The organism is Chitinophaga sp. YR573 (assembly GCF_900110995.1).
Lineage (GTDB): Bacteria > Bacteroidota > Bacteroidia > Chitinophagales > Chitinophagaceae > Chitinophaga.
This window is the reverse complement of the sequence record NZ_FOJF01000002.1, coordinates 490,931-510,952: the sequence shown is the minus strand read 5'-3', so window position 1 is coordinate 510,952 and position 20,022 is coordinate 490,931. Positions and strand designations below refer to the sequence as shown.

Here is a 20,022-nt window from a genome sequence, read left to right as displayed (position 1 = left end):
CACTTAAATGTAGAAAAAATACGGATGAAGCGGTAAAAATCGGTGGTCAAATATTTAAAACAGGAAAAGGCTCCGTTAGGAGCCCCGTGTTTATAGAAACATATTAAACAACAAAACACAGACTCCGTAGGAGTCCCCTAAGTTGCGAATAGAAGGGGACTCCTACGGAGTCAATAAAGAGAAGATTATTTTTTTCTACAAACACGGGGCTCCTAACGGAGCCTATTGTGTTTGGTTGTTTATTGCGTTTGCTGAATAAGTTTGATTATAATTCTCTGATCCAGATATTCCGGAAACTAAGCGGCTCGCTCTTATCTCCATGTGCCTGCAATTTAATAGGACAAGCGCCATGTGCTTTCTCATAAGTAGCCTTGCCGATGTATTTGGTAGGACCACGCAGCTCCGTGTTATTCTGCACAAGTATCCCGTTAAAGAACATGGTTACCCTGGCAGGAGACAACAAAGAACCATCTGCATTGAAATGAGGCGCCGTCCAGATCACATCGTAAGTCTGCCATTCTCCTGGTTTCTTATTAGCATTCACCAGCGGTGGCGTTTGCTTGTAAATACTCCCAGCCTGACCATTCACATATGTCTTATTGTTGTAGTTATCCAGGATCTGGAGTTCATAACCATCATCACCAGGACCGGTAGACGCCAGGAACAAGCCACTATTACCCCTACCCTGACCAGTACCTGTTATATTTTTAGGCACCTGCCACTCAAGATGCAGCTGATAATTGGTAAAAGATCTTTTCGTTTGTATGTTCCCTGCATTTTTATCTACAGTAAATGCATTACCAGCTACCTTCCAGGAAGCCGGTTTAGTAGAATCTTTTACAGATACCCACTGGTCCAGGTTTTTCCCGTTAAACAGTATGATTGCATCTGAAGGTGCATCTGTATTGACTTTACCCGATGTAACTACTACAGGGACCGGTTCCCATACTTCTGTCTCTTCTGGTTTTGTCTGAGCAAATAACGCGGCTGAAAAAACAACGGCAGCGGCCGTTGTAAGTGTTTTCTTATACATGATCACTTTAATTTAATTCCCTAAGTTAAAAATAGATCTAACAATTAACAATCCGGTCATCATATTTATTATATGATAACAGACTTGCATATAAGACACATACTCATTACCTTAGAGCTAATATGAAATCCGGGGGACTTTATACTGATGTTGATAAGCATGGGGCAATCAACTGACACTATATATTCTGCTATAAAGATATTTACATGGAGCTAACGAATTTTATAGCAGGACTGATCAACGATGGGAAAGTAAAAGTAGTATCACAGCTGCTGCCATTTGAGGCAGAAGACCTGCGCCTGTCTACTGTTCATCTGCAACAATACTATGAAGATGATATACAGGAAATGCCAGCCACCGCGCCTTCTTTTGATGAAAACGCAGCCCTCTGGGCAGCCCGTTATCTCTACACAGCCGTACAGTTCATCCTGCTGAGAAACCTGGACGAAACAACCATGCAGGAACAACTGCTTCCCTATTCCGGAGAACAGACGCCCGCTGCGATGTATTCCGCAGACCTCACCCTGCGTTATCTCCCAGATCTCTTTGACCTGGCAAAAGGATTATCGCCCAATGATCCGCTGGTTAAACTGATGAAGGAAACAGCGCAATTATGGCCTTTCTCTTCAGCAGCTATCTCCATGTCTGAAAGTACAGACCTCTCCGTTATATTCAGTGATGCTTCCCTGAAGCAGGCTTATATAGACCGGATCATTACCGCCAGAAATCTCCACAAATGTCAGCAGCCTGATTGTTATCCACTGGTACTGGAAGCATTAGGCGCCTATGCCGCTGATTTGTGGCCTCAATTTGAACCCTCTTTTAACGATTAATAAACTATGGAACCTGTTATTCTGTCCGACGCCAACATAATAGACAAACTGAATAATGTACTGCAACAGCTGAAAAAAACTTTCGTTGGTAAAGACGACATTATCGATCTTATGGGCATTTGCCTCGCAGGCAGGGAAAACCTTTTCCTGCTGGGCCCTCCTGGTACCGCCAAGAGCGCCATGGTACGTGAGTTAGCCCGTCATATCAAAGGCAAAACCTTTGAATACCTGCTTACCCGCTTTACAGAACCTAATGAACTGTTCGGCCCTTTCGATATCCGCAAACTGCGCGATGGAGACCTGGTCACCAATACAGATGGCATGCTACCCGAAGCATCACTGGTATTTCTGGATGAATTGCTGAACGCGAACAGCGCCATCCTCAATAGCCTGCTGATGGCACTCAATGAAAAGATCTTCCGCCGTGGCAAGGAGACAAAAAAACTCCCCGCACTGATCTTTATAGGCGCCAGCAATCATCTGCCGGAAGAAGAGTCCTTACAGGCCCTTTTTGATCGCTTCCTCATCAGGGTACATTGCGGGAACGTAGATCCTGCACAACTGGAAAAAGTACTGCATGCCGGTTGGGATATGGAGCAAACTACTGAAACTGATTATACCGGTATAACGGAAGAGGAAGTACGACATTTGCAATCACTCACTACCAGTATTGACCTCAGCATTGTAAGACCTGCTTACATAGAACTCGTGCAGTTATTGCGTAATGCCGGTGTACTGATATCAGACAGGCGTGCAGTGAAACTGCAACGCCTCATAGCGGCCAGTGCGTTACTTTGCAACCGTCGTACGGCGTTGCGTTCTGATCTCTGGGTGCTGCGTTATATCTGGGATACAGAGGAACAGCAGGAAGTGATTGCAGGCATTGTGAATGCGGCTGTTGCTACAGATGATTCCCATCCCCAGCAGCATCCCCGTGCCAATATCAATAGTGCTCCCGATGCGGATACTATCTATGAAGAAGTGCTGCAAATGACAGAGCAATGGGATACGGCTTCAGGTGCAGAACGCTCACTGATAAAAGACAGACTGCGTTATCTGAATGGACGCAGTGAATGGATCAGCAATGAAACACAGCGTAACTATGTGTTACAGCCAATTGAAGAACTCTGGCAGAAAATAATACAGACAGTATGATGGAAATCGTAATAGTACTATCATCCGCTCATGCGGCGGCATTAGGTAGTGTTCGTACTTTCCCCGGACTACTTGCTGCCCGCTCCGGAGAAGAGATCTGGGTGAGAGGAATACCTACGGGTAAACCGGATAAAAAGATCAGTGTATTACCGGCGAGGTATACTTATTTCATGGATGAACAGGAACGTATCTATGCGCCCGGAGCCCTGACACCGTCTGATACATTGCCTGCATTAGAATGGGTACCGCTGTTATCATTCATAAAAGTAACATTGCCTGTATCTGCCTTACCAGGCATACTGGAAGAACCTCTACAGATAAAACTGGCAAGGAATGTAATCATACAGGAAAGCGATGCTTTGCTTACTCCCCTGGAAACATGGGAAACATATGTCAGCACAGCGCCGCTTGTAAGACTGCAACATCTCTACTTCGCTGTTTCAGAAAACAGTGAAGCATTGATTATAGGTACGCCGAACATACCATTACCAGGTAAAACATATATACTCAGGAATAACATCCTGTTACCGGCAGGTTACGACTTTGATCCACCAGCCATAACATCGCTGGTAGCAAAAGCACTGAACCCTGTGAATGATGGTATACTACTGTTCCATGAAAATGGTCAATGGGAAAAAATAAAGTTTGATTGCTTTGTACCTGCCACCAGAAGCGCGGTAAGGCTTACTAATAGTATGATTTAAATGTCGTCAAAGTTCGATACTAAACAATTACCACTGGTACTACCGGAACAACAACCGGCAGACCTGCTGGAACAACTGGCCGGAGACGCTCAGACTGAAGGGCTGGCCCGATTAACGCAACGCCTCATCGCTGCGCTGAAAATCCCTATGCAGACACGCAGCAACAGCGATCTGTCATTCGGCGGCGTATCCGATATCACCAACAGGGGCAACTTCGACAGACTGCTCCTCAGCGAACTTGCACATGACGACCTTTCCTTAATGGCAAGACTAGCCAACAATGAAGCCCTCTACCTGCGCAGGGAAGAACTGCCCACCCATCATGTCCGGCAACGTTTCATCCTCGTAGATACCAGCATCAAAATGTGGGGAACACCCCGCATTTTCGCCATCGCTACAGCATTAGCCTGTCGCATGAATAACAAAGAAAAAGCAAGCGTCAGTACGTTCGCATTGCAGGGCAATACCTACAGCGAAATGGAACTGCTCACCAAACCAGATATCATCGGCGCATTGGCAGAGTTATCGCCCGCCCTGCACAGTGCAGGCGCCTTAACAGCCTTTGCAAAAGAACATCCCCTTGGCCGTGAGCAGGAATACTTCCTCATCACAGATGAGCAACTGTTCTACACACCCGCTTTCCAGGCTGCTTTCGCCCACCTGAGAACAGCTCATGGGTTCCTGATCACTGTAAGCAGATCAGGGCAATTACAACTGTTTAAATATAAAGCCGGTAACCGCCGGTTGCTACACAATATCTCACTGGACTTACCGGAATTATTATCAAAAACAAAGAAGATAATAAAGACGAGAAAAGAAGAAGCCTATGATAGAAAAGACTTACCGGTTTTTTTCCAGCAGACGCCTTCACCACTTTACTTCCCCAGCAGTAAGATCCTTCCTGATAAGGAACATATGTTCAGCGCATTTGGCGTAATCGGTATCACACAGGACCAACGCCTGCTTTACTGGCCTGAAAAGACTAAAGGTGCTATAGAATTAATGTCTTTCATTCCCCCTGGTAAATATTACTTCGGACAGGATGAAAAATCTCTCATCTATATCCTTCATCACATTCCCAGCTCACCCCAGATACTAAGACTGTATAATATACATACGAAGACACTGACAATGACCACCACCGATTGCTTGCCTAAAATCCAGCTAAGGGACCCACATACAATCGTATTTCATCAGGAACAATTCATCATAGATACTAGTAATACACGCTTCACTGTCAATGCTAATCATGGGAGAATATACAGTAAATCGGGAGAAGGTACAGATAGCCCTCTACCATCGGATTACGAATTTCATCCAAAAGATATAAAACAGCACATCAACAATGGTTACAGCGTTCTTACCAATATCGAGCAAATATATATAGATGGAGAATACCTGATGCTGGATAGTCGTAGCCTCGTTATAAATGATAACAGCGTTGGTATCTCCTTAAAAAGGCCGCTTCATAATTACATTAGAGAAAGAATCAGCGCAATATCCGAAAATCCAACACAGATAAACATCCCGGATGTCAATTATAAACTTTTAAAATTCACCTGGGAAAATGGTTGTGAAGCATTTTTAGACTCACGTGGACTTTTACACCTGCGTGCTCCAAACTTACCAGAAGTAACGATCGTACTGATATTGAACCGTTCAATTGCCTGCTGCGCTTCTGATGGTGCAACATGCGGTACGGAATACTTTACAGGGAAATCCCCTGAGAAGAAAATGCCTGTACAGGAATTTTACGAAAAATATATCCAATCATTTATAGAGGCATTGAAATGAATATAGTCCTGCAGCTAACATACGATCCGCAATCCTGTCAGGATATCGCCGGGACTTTCATCCGGGGCAATTCTCCTGCACAATGGTTCCGTGAAATTGACAACTGGAATATACCGCTGAACGAATTAACATGCCTTATCATTCCGGCTAATACCGGGTCTATCACTCCTGCGGGTCTGTTCGTGGTATTCAATGACAAAGTACCTGATGCGTCTGTACTCTCACATCCCTATGCCGCCATCGGCAATAAATTATTCATTCCTGTTCATGCCAGCCTGCACCCGGTACTAAGCGATGATGAACTAAACGATCTGCTCATCTGGGAATGGCAGGTGTTTCATCCGGGTATCGGCTTTGTAGGATTCAATAAAGAAGATCAGCAGGAGCCTGTCAATCTGCTCTCATTTGCCGAACAGCGCAACACCAGCTGGGAACATGCTCATCCCGGTTTACCTGCTATGGCAAAACTGCATGAGATCAGTGTAGATAATCCGGAAGAAAATAAACTACTGGATCAGTTACAGGAAAGTATCGATATACAGCCTTTGTCAGAAATCCCGGGAGTGATAAAACCACCCACCGGATTCATGGCTTTCCTGGATGTGATAGCGAAAATGTTCATGCTCCCCATCTGGCTTATCCTGAAAATATTATCTCTATTCCCCCGCAATCCGATAGCGCCTTTGCCCAATAACTGGATACAGCGCTTCATGAATTGGATGGAAAGTGAAAATGATGGCGGCAACAGAGGTTCCAAAGCTGGCAGCAGAGGCGACAATGGTAACACCCCTACCCAAGACAACCTTGAAAAGAGCCGGAACAGGGAACTGGAACGTCTCCTGAAATTATTTGATGAGGATATGGATGAAGCGCTCCGCTATGCCATCCCCCTTGCATCAAAATATGCCAGCAGAGGCAGCGCTACTCCCAGTGGCCGTTTAGGTAGCCGCGATACCAATTTTAATGTAAACAGACTTGGAGGTGGTGAACGTGCAGATGGATGGAACGTAGACAATTATGCAGAATCCCTCACCTCCAAATATCATAAAGCTGCCCAACAGGCAGAAGAAAAAGGGGACTTCAAAAAGGCGGCCTACATCTACGCTAATCTGCTGGGAAATTTCCAGGCAGCAGCAAGAGTATTGGAACAAGGACAATACTATAGGGAAGCAGCTATATTGTACAAAGAACATTTACATAAACCACTCGAAGCAGCCCAGTGTTTAGAGAAAGGAGGGTTACTGCTGGAAGCGATTGAGGGCTACAAAGAACTGGAACAATACGAAAAAACAGGAGATCTCTTCCTGCTCCTCGCTCAACCTGAAAAAGCAACACAGTATTTCAGGAAAAGCACAGACGTGGCCCTGCTACAACAGGATTATCAGAAAGCGGCACTCATCCTGGATAAAAAACTACATCTCCCCGAAGAAGCCCGTGCCAGATTACTGGATGGCTGGTCTGCCGGGAACAAACAGGAAGATTGCCTGACCATGTACTTCCAGATGATCATGCGTACAGAAGAAGGGCAGTTACCTGAATGCCTGCTTAAAATATATGAACACCATACACCCGTAAACAGGCAAAATAGCTTCCTGAGCGTGCTGGTTGATGTAAATAAAGCCACCACCAACCCTGCGGCGAAAGAAACTGCGAGAGAGCTGGCGTATAAGGTTATCAGTCAGGATGCCATGATGGGTAACACCGAAAAGATGCATTTATTAAAGCATTTTTTACCTGAGGATGAACAACTGGTTACTGATTTCAACCTGTATAAAAACAGTCGTGCAAGTGTGACAGCAAAAGATAAAACGGGAAATCAGATAAGGATACAACTGGATAAGCATGTAGAATGGATGGGCTCTGCCACTTATCATAAACAGATGCTGATTTTCGGACAGGGTCACAGCAAACTGCATTTGGTCCGCCTCAATACAGAAGGCTACCAGGAACATTATAGCTGGGATTACTATCCATATCAGGACTACCCTCCGCAAGGTGAGGAAATGGAACACGTATATCCATTTTTCCCTCATAATATTAATGCCAGTAATGACATTATACTGCCATTAAGAACATTGGAAAAAATACTTTCTTTTGAGGATAAAGATCTACCTGCTAATCGTCATTTTCATGAGGAACTGCACATCCGCGTGAATAAGCAACTGGAGCAGGATGTTCTTTGTTTTGCATTCAATGAGGAAGCATCCAGATTAACAACCATTACAGTCTCTCCTGATGAAAGCCGGATGAACCTCAACCATCATATTGCTGATAGGGAGATCAATGTATCTGAATGTAAATTAAACGGTAATTTTCTTATTCCTCAGCACCTACACTTTATGCAACAATTGATCTGCAAGTATATCCTCTACTTCCACATGAATAAATCCATTTACAGCGTGGATTATCTTGGATATTGTGAAGAATTACCACTGGACGCAGATATTTTTTCTTTAACAGACACACCCGGCAATAAAATAATTGCCCGCACAAAAAAAGGAAGTATCCTGATCAGTGTAGAAAGAGGCATGAAAACCATCGGCAGCTTCTTCGCCGCACCCATCCTCTGTGTGGCAAAAGCATACATTCCCGGAGATCTGTTCATCATCGCATCAGAATATTATGCAGAAGTATATAATATAAAAAATATACCCATATTGATCAAAACGATCCACTCCACCGATCCCATCAAGGAAATCTTATCTACTGGCGAAAAGAATCAATGCGTTATACTTGATAATAAAGGTGTTATAACAATACATGCTATTTAGGCTTTCCTTAACGCTTATCTGATCATTATCCGGCGATTCTGACGTAAATTTGATATGGTTCATAGCCAATTCACTTCTAAAAATCCCGGAAACAATGGACAAGCAACTTATTCGCGACGCTTATAAAACTTTCTGGCTGGAAAACGGCAAAAGACCCGTTTCCATCTTCTCCTTCTGTCAGCAGCTGGGTATAGCTGAAACTGCTTTTTACGACAGCTACTCTTCTTTTGATGCTGTTGAAAAAGACCTCTGGTTATCCTATTTCCAGGATACCATAGAAAAGTTACAGCAGGATGAGATCTACAGGAACTATTCCGCACAGGAAAAACTGCTCACCTTCTACTTCATGTGGGTACAGAAACTGAAAGAAAACAGGAGTTATATCCTGCAACAGAAAGAAAACTACAGGATTCCCGGTATTCATCTGGATAAACTGGAAACCTTCCGTATTGCTTTCTATGACTATATCAGAGAGATCGTGAAAGAAGGATATACCAGCAACGAGATCAAAGAACGCAAATTCATCTCAGACCAATACGTACACGGTTTCTGGATGCAGGCGTTATTTGTACTCCGCTACTGGACAAAAGACGATAGCAACCAGTTTGAAATGACAGATGCCGCTATTGAAAAAGCAGTAAACCTGAGCTTTCAGCTGATCAGCACAAATACATTTGACAGTTTAGTAGACTTTGGAAAATTCATGTTTACGAGGAAGTAAACAAAATTATCGGGGATGATGAAAGAACAGACTAACATTCCTACCGGAAAGGTAGAAAGGGCCAGCCGCTTTGTAACAACAGGACTGAAAGTAGGAACAAATTATATCAAACATTACACGAAAAAACTTTTAGACCCCTCTCTGAGCAAGGACCAGTTACATGCAGACAATGCAGAAGATATCTATGATACTTTAAGCGATCTCAAAGGAAGCGCTTTAAAAGTAGCCCAGATGCTGAGTATGGATAAGGGCATGCTGCCTAAAGCCTATACAGACAAATTTGCCATGTCGCAGTACAGCGCTCCTCCCCTTTCCGGTCCACTGGTAGTCAATACTTTTGTTAAAACACTGGGACAATCCCCTTCCCAGCTCTATGATAAATTTGAGATGAAAGCGGCCAACGCTGCTTCCATTGGCCAGGTACACCGCGCCTGGAAATGGGACAAGCCACTGGCCATCAAAATACAGTATCCCGGCGTTGCCAATAGTGTAAAATCCGATCTCCGCATCGTAAAACCCTTTGCTATCCGCATTGTAGGTATGAACGAAGTAGATATGGATAAATACTTTGATGAGATTGAGAGCAAACTGCTGGAAGAAACCGACTATAAACTGGAACTGCGCCGCTCTGTGGAATTATCTTCCCTCTGCGCACATATTCCTAACCTCGTATTCCCTTCCTATTACCCGGAACTCTCCAGCGAAAGGATTATTACCATGGACTGGCTGAACGGCTTTCACCTGAAGGAATTCATGTTAAGGAACCCCAGTCAGGAAGTACGCAATAAAATTGGACAGGCACTCTGGGACTTCTACCAGTTCCAGGTACATACACTCAAAACAGTACATGCCGATCCGCATCCCGGTAACTTCCTGATGCGCGATGATGGTACTGTTGGTATCTTCGACTTCGGTTGTATCAAAGAAATTCCGGAAGATTTTTACATCAACTATTTCCTTTTAGTAGATAAAGAAGTGATAAAGGATGAGGTAAAACGCAGACAGATCTATACTAACCTGGAAATGATCCATCCTTCGGATACAGAAAAAGAGATCACGTTCTTCTCTGAACTTTTTCAGAAGATGATAGATATGTTAACGCTGCCTTTTACCCTCGACAGCTTTGACTTTGGAGATGAATCTTATTTTAATGAGATCTATGCCTACATGGACTATGTATCCAATTTAAAAGAAGTAAAAGACTCTAAAGTAGCCCGTGGCTCCCGTCATTCTTTGTACGTAAACCGTACTTATTTCGGGTTATATTCTATCCTCAGTGATTTAAAAGCAAATATTAAAACAGGGTATCCCGCAAACACCCCGGCATTTCATCTGCAATAGTTACCTTTGCGTCGTTGAAATCAATAAGACATGACATTATCAGAAAGGGATCAACAGGTGATCTGGCATCCGTACACACAGATGCAGACTGCGCCGGCACCGGTAGGTATTGTAAGAGGAGAAGGGACTTTATTGTATGATGAAGAAGGGAACAGCTACCTGGATGCTACTTCCAGCTGGTGGGTAAATATTCACGGGCATGCCCATCCTTACATTGCAAAACAACTGGCAGCACAGGCTACAGAATTGCAGCACTGCATTTTTGCGGGTTATACCCACCCTCCTGCCGTGAACCTCGCAGAAAGATTACTGCCTATATTACCAGGCCATCAGCAACGCGTATTTTATTCGGATAACGGTTCTACAGCGGTAGAAGTGGCACTGAAAATGTGTATCCAGTACTGGCATAATAAAGGCCAGAAAAGGAATAAAATACTGGCCTTCAGTAATTCTTATCATGGGGATACTTTTGGGGCGATGAGCGTAAGCAGCCGCAGTGTATTCACCCGTGTATTCGACGATTTCCTCTTTGATGTGCATTTCATAGACACTCCTACCAAAGACAATATCACCACTTTAAAAGCACAGGTAGATGCCTTACATCCTTCAGATATCGCTGCTTTTATCTTTGAGCCACTGGTACAGGGTGCCGGTGGAATGTTGATGTATGAGGCAGATGTATTTGATGAATTACTGCAGCATTGCCATCAGCATCAGATCATGCTGATAGCAGATGAGATCATGACTGGCTTCGGCAGAACAGGACGCAACTTTGCAATGGAGAACGTCTCTACACCACCGGATATTATCTGTTTATCTAAAGGATTGACAGGCGGTAGTATTGCTTTAGGTATCACTACCTGCACTGCGGAGATTTATAACGCATTCCTTTCAGAAAGTAAGCTGAAAACGCTTTTTCACGGGCATTCATTTACAGCGAATCCTTTAGCCTGTGTGATTGCGCTGGCCAGCTTAGATCTCTTTTTACAGCCTTCCTGTAAGGAGAATCGTGTAAGAGTAGAAACGCAGCATCGTCAGTTTGCGACGCAGTTAAAAACTTTAAAACTGATAAAAAATGTAAGGGTTCAGGGGACGATCATCGCCTTTGAAATTGTGACTGATACAGAAGATAGTTATATCAATAACCTGGCGGATTATCTGCATAAATTCTTTAAAGAGAAAAGGATTATGCTGAGACCATTGGGTAATACATTGTATATCATGGCGCCTTATTGTATTACAAATGAGCAGCTGGATAGGGTATATAAAAGCATTGAGGAATGCGTAAAAGCATTATAAAAAGGAGGGTGTATCGAAAGTATTAGAAGACACTAAAAAGGCTCCTTTAGGAGCCCCGTGTTTGTAGCAATAATCCATCTTCTACATAATAGACTCCGTTAGGAGTCCCCTATAATAACAAATTATAGGGGACTCCTAACGGAGTCTTGTTTTGTTGTATAGTACATTTTCTACAAACACGGGGCTCCTAACGGAGCCTATTATGTTTTGTTACGAAATGCATTATGTTTTGCTGCAAACATAAAGAGGGTGTATCAGTTGATACACCCTCCTTTTTAAATGAGTTTGACGTGTTTACTTTACAGGAACTTCAACCTGAGTCTGATCCCATTCTACTACCAGTTTATCACCAGGTAATGTGATGGTCAGCTTTTCTACAGGAGCAGCAATCTTAGTTGCTTTTGCTTTTACTTCCAGTACGTTTTTACCTTTGATCTCATCATACTTGTAGGCACCCCATTGTTTCAGTTCGGAGTTCAGTATGAAAGTCCAGGAAGCTGCTTCAGGAATGGTGAACAGGGTATAAGTACCAGCTTTAACTGGTTTACCACCGAAGCTACCATCTTTAGTGAAAGTGATTTCAGTGGCTTCGTTAGCACCTAAGCGCCAAACTTTTCCGAAAGGAACCAGTTCACCGAAAATAACTCTTCCTTTCTTGGATGGTTGTCCGTAGGCAATTTTAACATTTTTTCCTTCAGCTGTTACACGTGGGCTTTCAGGCTTTTTATCCTGAGCAGATACGAAACTGCTGGTACCAGCCAACAGTGCAAAAAATAGGAGAACGTGTTTCATAAACAATATGTTTAAAGTTTGCAGAAAATTAAGCCATTCAGTGGCAACAATAATTACCACTCATAGAAATTATGATTTATTTATCTATAAACATTAGGCTCCTGACGGAGCCTGATATTTGTAGTATATTAATTTAATCTTGATAAACAACATATGAGGTTCTGTTAGGAGCCCCGTGTTTGCAGTATATTAATCTTGATAAACAACATGTAAGGCTCCGGTAGGAGCCCCGTGTTTGTAGTATATTAATCTTGATAAACAACATGTAAGGCTCCGGTAGGAGCCCCGTGTTTGTAGTATATTAATCTTGATAAACAACATGTAAGGCTCCCGTAGGAGCCCCGTGTTTGTAGTATATTAATCTTGATAAACAACATGTAAGGCTCCCGTAGGAGCCCCGTGTTTGTAGAGAGCCCTATTTCCCCTCACAAATGCTCTTTAGCTTAGTCAGCCCGTCTTCTAACTGCGGGCCGGTAAGACGGTCTGCCAGGAAACCCCTGAACTTCCACCAGGGTAAGTAGCCTAAGTTTGTTTCCAGCCGCCAGAGGATAGCGGTACCGGTACCGGTGGTTGCCGGTCTGAGATTAAAGGTGGCTTTCACGGATTTCATCCCTTCAAAATCCATATTATAATATACTCCTTTCAGAGAATCACTATTGGTAATAGTTACTTTGCCGGTTATACGTTTATCCGTCTGTACACCTGCCCATGTATAATAAGCACCTGTTCCGAAAGCTGGTTCGGAATACTTAATTTCCTGTGCAGTACCAGGAGCCGTCCAGGGATTCCAGTGTTGCCAGGTTTTAAGATCATTGATCTGAGCATAGACAGTGCTGATAGGGGCATCAATCACGCCGGAGCGTTCTACAATAGCCCGGGAAGGCAATAGCAGCGATAACAGGAAAACCAGTAAACCTAAAAAGAAAACACTCAGTAAAAATAACTTGATAACTCGCATAAAATTGGATACAGGCATAAATCTCGCCCTATTTGATTAATTAAATACATAACTCTGCTTATGTATTTAAGGTAGTACCTCAGTTTGATTACATAATCTTCGTGCCGGATGTTATTGATCAATAAATACACCTTATCTGACGTGAATATCAGGTGAAGTTAAATTGAAAAACAAATCCTGAACCCATATTCCAAAGCTAAATCAGAGAACTAAACAGTCAGATGCAGTGTATTTATGATCAATAACATCTGGCAATCTACGCTGTCATAAATTATTTACAGATGATTCCCGGATACATCTTCTCTTCAAATTCTCAAGCCCCCTCTCAAAATCCTTTCCTATCCATTTATCCATCATCAGCCCCATCAATCTCCTTCCCGGATGTTGCCCCAGCTCTGCCCTTAATCCCCAGGTAACCAGTGTCCCCATTCTGGCAGGTTCAAAGCGGAAATAGCCCTTGGCTATCCGTTGTCTCATGAACTGCATATCCAGCGCTATATATTCGTGCAGGCGGCACTCCGTAATAGTAAGCTGCCCGTTACGCACCTGCCTGTGTTTGCTTTCCCATTGAAAACCAGCCCCTACACCACATTCTGCTTCGCTGTAAGTAAGCTTTAATGCAGGGTCCAGCTGATGCCAGGGAGACCATCCCTCCCAGTTCCGTAATATATTTACTTGTTGAAAAACAGCAGCAACGGTAGCTGGCACTACCCTGGCCCGTACCACTTTAACAGTAGCCGGCAAAAACAGGCTGATTACAAACAGACCGGGGATGAGCACGGCCAATGTTCCCAGGATGATATATAAGGCTTGCATACGTATAAGTTATGAAAAAATCCGCTTATTCCCAGCGGAAAACCTTTACAGCTACTGCATAGACTACTATCCCCCAAAGCGTGATAACACCTAATTCCAGTCCAATATTCCATAAATGCAACCCTTCAAAGGCTATTTTACGAAAAGCATCGTTCAGGTAAGTCAGTGGCATGATCCTGCACACAGGCTGTAACCAGGAAGGGAAAGCATCTACCGGTACAAATGTACCCGCCAGCAGAAACTGTGGTAATGTAATAACGTTGGCAATAGGTGGAATAGTACTCTCACTGGTAGCAATGCCGCTCACCACAAAGCCGAAACCCATGAATACCACTACCCCGAAGGCAGTGAGTAACAACATCTCAAAGAAAGTACTCCAGCCATGTACCAGCGTAAAGCCAAAAGCAAAGTAGCCAATGGCCAGGATGATCACCGCACCTGCCACCTGGAATACCAGACGGGCCAGCGCTTCACCCAGCACTATATGAATACGCCTGATAGGCGTAGCGAAGAAACGTTTTAATACCAGCGTCTGACGCAGGTTAAAGAACAAAAATGCCGTACTGAACACGGCAGCACTCAGCAAAGAAAAACTCAGCAGACCAGGCAGGATAAAGTCAATGGTTTTATACCGGCGGCCGGGTAAAACGATCATAGGTTCTATCTTGGCAACAGACTTACGCGGGTAGAAGTTATCATCTGCCTGGTAAATCACCCCTTTGAGGATGGAATTGAATAACTGGATCTTATCTACAGAAGCTGTTGAGGTACTTACTTTTACATCACAGGCAGGAGCCGCACCATCTTTCGTAATATTGATAATAGCGGTGAGATGCCCTTTTTTCAGATCGTCCTGCATCTCTGCGGCTGACTTATCCATGATCAGTTTCAGGGTTTTCTCTTTGCGAAGCGCCTGAAATACATAACTGCTGGTATCCGTGGCCTTATCCACCCCTATTTTGACAGATACCGCACTATCCCCTATAAAACCGAATACCAGGATAAATACCAGCGGAAAACCCAGGCTGAAAATAACTGCCGAAGGACTTCTCAATATCGCTTTCAAACTTGCTTTGGCCATGGCCAGCAAGGCCTTCCATTGGTTATATTTCACCGCCATACTACTAGATCTGTTGCTTAAAAAATCGCGTAAAACTAGCTATTGTTTTGCTCATTCCATAAAAAGAAGTAAAAAAAGGCTCCGTTAGCCCCATGTTTGTATCAAATGCAATAAACAACAAAACACAATAGGCTCCGGTAGGAGCCCCGTGTTTGTAGAAAACATATTAAACAACAAAACAAAGACTCCGTAGGAGTCCCCTTCCGAATTTCAGGGGACTCCTACGGAGTCTATTAAAGAGAAGATGAACATTTACTACAAACACGGGGCTCCTACCGGAGCCTATTATGTTTTGCGGGAAACGGAGCCTATTATGTTTGGTTACAAAAAGCAGGCTTACTTCACATCCAGGTCGTACGGCATTCTTGCCTGTATTTCCCCGTTCATGCTCTGTATACGTTTCACCTGCATGTACAGGTTATAATTCACACCCAGTTCGCTCTTCAGCGCATTGGCATCAGCTTCACCACCCAGGCTCTTCATCAGCTTCTCCATCGTACTCTTGGGTTCAGGATATTCACGTAAACGGTAAGAAGATACTTTCGCCAGCTTTGCGGCACAGGCAATAGCGTCTTCAATGCCACCGATACGGTCTACCAGTCCCAGTTGTTTTGCCTGTATACCACTCCATACACGGCCCTGGGCAATACTGTCTACCACAGCGCCACTCAGTTTACGGCCAACTACCACCCTGCTTTTAAAAGTACTGTAGATGCTATCCACGGAACCCTGCATAAAGCGTTTTTCCACTTCATTCATCGGACGGGAGCCCGTACCAAGATCAGCATACTGAGCGGTCTTTACACCATCAAATGTGATCCCCAGTTTATTCTTAAAGAAGTTCTCCATGTTAAACACCATCCCGAATACACCAATAGAACCGGTTAAAGTATTCGGCTGTGCAAAGATGGAATCCGCCATGCAGGAGATATAATAACCACCGGAAGCTGCATAATCACCCATAGATACCACTACAGGTTTGGACTTCTTTGCCAGTTCCAGTTCACGCCAGATCGTTTCAGATGCCAGGGCACTACCACCCGGAGAATTCACCCGGAACACGATCGCCTTAATAGAATTATCCTGACGAGCCTTACGGATCAGTTTTATAAAGTTACCACTACTGATAGTCGTCTCATTATCATCATCTCCCCCTTTAATATCTCCCTGCGCATAAATCAGCGCTATTTTGCTCTCACCGTCTTTATAAACAATCGGTCTTGCATTATCATAATCTTTCAGGGAAACAAAGTTCACTTTATCATCCCCGCTCAAACCTAACTTCCTCTTAATCTCGTCCATTACCTGGTCGTCATAACGCAGGCCATCTACCAGCTTGTATTTAGCAGCATCCTCAGCGCTCTGGATAAGTCCTTCATTGGCATAACCATGTAAAGTAGCCGTATCAATCTTACGGGACTCCCCTATACGTTGCAGAAAGTTGCTGTACAGCTCTCCCAGGTAAGCGGTGGTCTGGATGCGGTTAGCTACCGTCATCTGTGTTTCACGCAAAGGCTCTGTAGCGCTTTTGAAACGCCCATCATAAAAGATCTGTGGCTGTATCTCCAACTTCTCAAGCGTACCTTTCAGGAACATCAGCTGACTGTAAAAACCGCCAAAGTCGATGCCTCCTTTAGGATGCACATATACCTTATCTCCCAGGGATGCCATGTAATAGCCCTGCTGGCTCATCGCTTCTCCATAGGAATAAATGAATTTACCGGAGTGTTTGAATTTCAGAAGTGCATTACGGATCTCTTCATTGGTAGCGAATCCGTTCACATTATTATCTGCTTTCAGGTAAATTCCTTTGATATTATCATCAGTAGCAGCATTTTCCAGTAAACGTACCACGTCGAAAAGGCCGGGGGTAGATTGTGGCCCTCTGCGTAATACGGCACTTACCGGGTCTACGCTTTTCACTTCGTTATAGGGCTGGCTGGTTTCTATCACCAGTACCGAGTTAGCATCTATGGTCATCTGCTCCGGGGCAAGTGCCTTGCCTATCATGACAGACAAAATAATAATCCCTATGAATATCAGTACCACAAAAGCCAGTAAAATGGCAAGGAATGTTTTAAAAAAACTACGCATTTGTTACTTATGGATTTAATAGTCAACCAGATAGTGGTTAATTGAAAACTCACTTTTCCCAAAAATAAAGAATATGTCTACTTTTGGGCCGTTGAAGATACATGAATAAAGCAATATTACTTATAGGTGGTAACCTGGGAGACCGTACCGGTCATCTGAAACAGGCGGTTGAACAAATAGGCATGCTGGTAGGGAAAGTAGAAAAAGTATCTGCTTTATACGAAACCGCTGCATGGGGAGGTATGGAACAACCGGATTACCTGAACCAGGGTGTAATGGTTTCAACGGAAATGGATGCATTAACACTGCTTCATACCGTACTGGAAATAGAACGCAAAATAGGACGCATCCGGCAGCAGAAATGGGGAGCAAGAGTGATTGATATCGATGTTATATTTTATAATGATGAGATCATCAACCTGCCGGAACTTAAAATTCCACATCCGCAATTACAATTCCGGCAATTTGTATTAATACCTTTACAGGAGATAATACCCGACTGGCAACATCCTGTTTTACATAAAGACATTAACACCTTGTTACAGCAGTGTACAGACCCGTTACCTGCCAAAAAATATATTCCGGAAGAAGTACACTAAAGAATGAACTATAAATACATCACAATAGAAGGGAATATAGGTGCAGGTAAAACCACACTGGCCAACAGACTGGCAAAACATTACAGCGCAAGAATTATACTGGAAGAATTTGCAGAGAACCCGTTCCTGCCTAAGTTTTATGAAAAGCCCCAGCAATACGCTTTTCCACTGGAACTGTTCTTTATGGCAGAACGTTACAAACAACTAAAAGATATGTTGCAGGCCCAGGACCTGTTCAGCAACTTCATCATTTCAGATTACCTCTTCATCAAAAGCCTTTTATTCGCTAAAATAAATCTGAAAGAAGAAGAATATAGTCTATACCAGAAATTATTTGAGATCATCAATCCGCAATTACCTCAACCGGATTTACTGATCTTCCTCAATGCTCCTATCACTAAGCTGCAACAGAATATCAAAACCCGTAACCGCTCTTACGAACAGCAGATAGCCGATGAGTACCTTGTGAGTGTTCATGATATGTATATGCAATATATCAGACAACATCCCATACGTACTTTAATGATAGATACCACTAAAACAGATTTCCTGAATAATCCCACTGACTTTGATTCTTTACTAAACGCACTGGAAAAAGAATACGAACCGGGCATTCATTATTTATAAGAAAATAAAGACAAAGGGCGTTCTGTTATATACAACATACCAAAATGCCCTTTACCTTTTTACCCCTGTTTAGAGCTGATACTGTTAGCAGCAATCCATCCGCTGGTCCACGCATGTTGAAAATTAAAGCCACCGGTAACACCGTCAACGTCCATCACCTCCCCCGCAAAATAAAGGTTGGGAGCCAGTTTGCTTTCCATGGTGGCAGGATCTATCTCCGATAACTGTATGCCCCCGCAGGTCACAAACTCTTCTTTATAGGTCGTTTTCCCTTTTACCGTACATTCCATTACTACCAGTTGTTTCACCAGTTTGTTCACATCCTTTGCCGGTGCATCTGCCCAGCGCACCTCTTCCGGTAAACCAGACTGTAACAGCAAAAACTGCCATAAGCGCTGCGGTAATCCAAACGGGTTTTTGGTATGCATTTTTTGTCCGCCCATAGAGAAGCGTAACTCCTTCATTTCTTCCAGCAGGCTGTTCTCATTAAATGCCGGCAACCAGTTCACGATCGCTGTAAAGTTGTACTGCATCTGAGCCAGGTCCCGCGCTCCCCAGGCAGACAGGCGTAATACGCCCGGGCCACTCATTCCCCAGTGAGTGATCAACAGCGGTCCTTTCTCCTGTAATTTGGTACCGGCAATCTTTATATGTGCTTCCGGCACACTCACCCCCATCAGTTCTGTAATAGGATTGCCCGGCATATTGAATGTAAACAGGGAAGGTAACGGTGTAACTATCTTATGGCCGGTTGCCTGTAACCAGGAGAACTTATCCGCCTGGGCGTATCCACCGGCAGCCACACATACAAAGTCGGCTTCCAATACGCTGCCATCCTGTAAGCTCACCTTCCAGCCGTTGCCAGCCTGCGTTAAAGCAGTAACAGCGGTGCTCATGTCTATCTTCACGCGGTACTTATCAGCTTCTTTCAGCAGGCAGTCGATGATCGTCTGGGAACTGTCCGTATCCGGGAACATACGGCCATCTGCTTCCGCTTTGAGGGTTACCCCACGTTCCCGGAACCATTCTATGGTATCGGGCACAAAAAAGCGGCTAAATGCCTTTTTAACAAAATGCTGTCCCCTCGGATAATGTTTAGACATATATATTAAGTCGGGGGCATTATGGGTGACATTACAGCGACCTCCACCGGATATTTTTACTTTTGAGAGTAATTTGTTGCTTTTCTCTATTAATTTGATTTCCAATGCAGGAAATAACTTTGCGGCGTTAATTGCGCAAAAAAAACCGGCTGCTCCGCCCCCAATTACAACTAATCTCTTGTTTATCATCTTGTTAGTTTCAATCGTGCTTTCACGCCCCTGCGTAACTCGCACTTATTTTGCAATAATAATTCAAAGAATT

At 43.8% G+C, this 20,022-nt stretch carries 17 protein-coding genes; 10 read left to right on the top strand and 7 right to left on the bottom strand.

Annotated elements, in window-relative coordinates:
- Window positions 1-265 precede the first annotated feature (265 nt).
- On the bottom strand, window positions 266-1,033 hold the full coding sequence (locus tag BMW86_RS22015; protein ID WP_089784102.1) for a 3-keto-disaccharide hydrolase: 768 nt from the start codon (window positions 1,031-1,033) through the stop codon (window positions 266-268).
- A 206-nt stretch (window positions 1,034-1,239) separates the two neighbouring features.
- Here BMW86_RS22015 and BMW86_RS22010 point away from each other — a divergent pair, with 206 nt between their 5' ends.
- The 8 genes from BMW86_RS22010 to bioA all read left to right on the top strand — a co-directional run bounded on the left by BMW86_RS22010 (window position 1,240) and on the right by bioA (window position 11,651).
- Complete coding sequence (locus tag BMW86_RS22010) at window positions 1,240-1,866, top strand: hypothetical protein (protein WP_089784101.1); 627 nt, start codon at window positions 1,240-1,242, stop codon at window positions 1,864-1,866.
- Window positions 1,867-1,872: 6 nt separating this feature from the next.
- Window positions 1,873-3,021: an AAA family ATPase gene (locus BMW86_RS22005; protein ID WP_089784100.1), complete on the top strand. Its 1,149-nt coding sequence runs from the start codon at window positions 1,873-1,875 to the stop codon at window positions 3,019-3,021.
- Window positions 3,018-3,725 carry a hypothetical protein gene (locus tag BMW86_RS22000; RefSeq protein ID WP_089784099.1) on the top strand — a complete coding sequence of 236 codons (708 nt, stop codon included), beginning with the start codon at window positions 3,018-3,020 and terminating at the stop codon, window positions 3,723-3,725. The genes BMW86_RS22005 and BMW86_RS22000 overlap by 4 nt, the downstream gene beginning before the upstream one ends.
- Complete coding sequence (locus tag BMW86_RS21995; RefSeq protein ID WP_089784098.1) at window positions 3,726-5,519, top strand: hypothetical protein; 1,794 nt, start codon at window positions 3,726-3,728, stop codon at window positions 5,517-5,519.
- On the top strand, window positions 5,516-8,290 hold the full coding sequence (locus tag BMW86_RS21990) for a hypothetical protein (protein WP_089784097.1): 2,775 nt from the start codon (window positions 5,516-5,518) through the stop codon (window positions 8,288-8,290). Before BMW86_RS21995 ends, BMW86_RS21990 begins: the two co-directional genes overlap by 4 nt.
- A gap of 94 nt (window positions 8,291-8,384) precedes the next feature.
- Window positions 8,385-9,011 carry a TetR family transcriptional regulator C-terminal domain-containing protein gene (locus BMW86_RS21985; RefSeq protein WP_089784096.1) on the top strand — a complete coding sequence of 209 codons (627 nt, stop codon included), beginning with the start codon at window positions 8,385-8,387 and terminating at the stop codon, window positions 9,009-9,011.
- A 15-nt stretch (window positions 9,012-9,026) separates the two neighbouring features.
- Complete coding sequence (locus tag BMW86_RS21980; protein WP_255372977.1) at window positions 9,027-10,352, top strand: ABC1 kinase family protein; 1,326 nt, start codon at window positions 9,027-9,029, stop codon at window positions 10,350-10,352.
- Between the two features lie 30 nt (window positions 10,353-10,382).
- Window positions 10,383-11,651 (top strand): adenosylmethionine--8-amino-7-oxononanoate transaminase, encoded by a 1,269-nt coding sequence (gene bioA / locus BMW86_RS21975; protein ID WP_089784095.1) that lies wholly within the window; start codon window positions 10,383-10,385, stop codon window positions 11,649-11,651.
- A 294-nt stretch (window positions 11,652-11,945) separates the two neighbouring features.
- Here bioA and BMW86_RS21970 read toward each other — a convergent pair whose 3' ends face one another.
- From BMW86_RS21970 to sppA, 5 genes are all read right to left on the bottom strand, one after another.
- Complete coding sequence (locus BMW86_RS21970) at window positions 11,946-12,443, bottom strand: DUF2911 domain-containing protein (RefSeq protein ID WP_089784094.1); 498 nt, start codon at window positions 12,441-12,443, stop codon at window positions 11,946-11,948.
- 415 nt (window positions 12,444-12,858) lie between these two features.
- Window positions 12,859-13,401, bottom strand: coding sequence for an SRPBCC family protein (locus tag BMW86_RS21965; protein ID WP_177189355.1), 543 nt, complete (start codon window positions 13,399-13,401; stop codon window positions 12,859-12,861).
- 264 nt (window positions 13,402-13,665) lie between these two features.
- Window positions 13,666-14,217 carry an SRPBCC family protein gene (locus BMW86_RS21960; protein WP_089784092.1) on the bottom strand — a complete coding sequence of 184 codons (552 nt, stop codon included), beginning with the start codon at window positions 14,215-14,217 and terminating at the stop codon, window positions 13,666-13,668.
- 25 nt (window positions 14,218-14,242) lie between these two features.
- A complete protein-coding gene (locus tag BMW86_RS21955) occupies window positions 14,243-15,337 on the bottom strand; it encodes an ABC transporter permease (RefSeq protein ID WP_089784091.1) in 1,095 nt (364 codons plus the stop codon).
- A 336-nt stretch (window positions 15,338-15,673) separates the two neighbouring features.
- Window positions 15,674-17,431, bottom strand: coding sequence for a signal peptide peptidase SppA (sppA, locus tag BMW86_RS21950; RefSeq protein WP_089784090.1), 1,758 nt, complete (start codon window positions 17,429-17,431; stop codon window positions 15,674-15,676).
- Between the two features lie 101 nt (window positions 17,432-17,532).
- On the opposite strand from sppA, the gene folK reads away from it, so the two are divergent.
- Complete coding sequence (gene folK, locus BMW86_RS21945) at window positions 17,533-18,030, top strand: 2-amino-4-hydroxy-6-hydroxymethyldihydropteridine diphosphokinase (RefSeq protein ID WP_089784089.1); 498 nt, start codon at window positions 17,533-17,535, stop codon at window positions 18,028-18,030.
- Between the two features lie 3 nt (window positions 18,031-18,033).
- Complete coding sequence (locus tag BMW86_RS21940) at window positions 18,034-18,657, top strand: deoxynucleoside kinase (RefSeq protein WP_089784088.1); 624 nt, start codon at window positions 18,034-18,036, stop codon at window positions 18,655-18,657.
- A gap of 59 nt (window positions 18,658-18,716) precedes the next feature.
- Here BMW86_RS21940 and BMW86_RS21935 read toward each other — a convergent pair whose 3' ends face one another.
- Window positions 18,717-19,949 carry a BaiN/RdsA family NAD(P)/FAD-dependent oxidoreductase gene (locus tag BMW86_RS21935; RefSeq protein WP_089784087.1) on the bottom strand — a complete coding sequence of 411 codons (1,233 nt, stop codon included), beginning with the start codon at window positions 19,947-19,949 and terminating at the stop codon, window positions 18,717-18,719.
- Window positions 19,950-20,022: the final 73 nt, after the last annotated feature.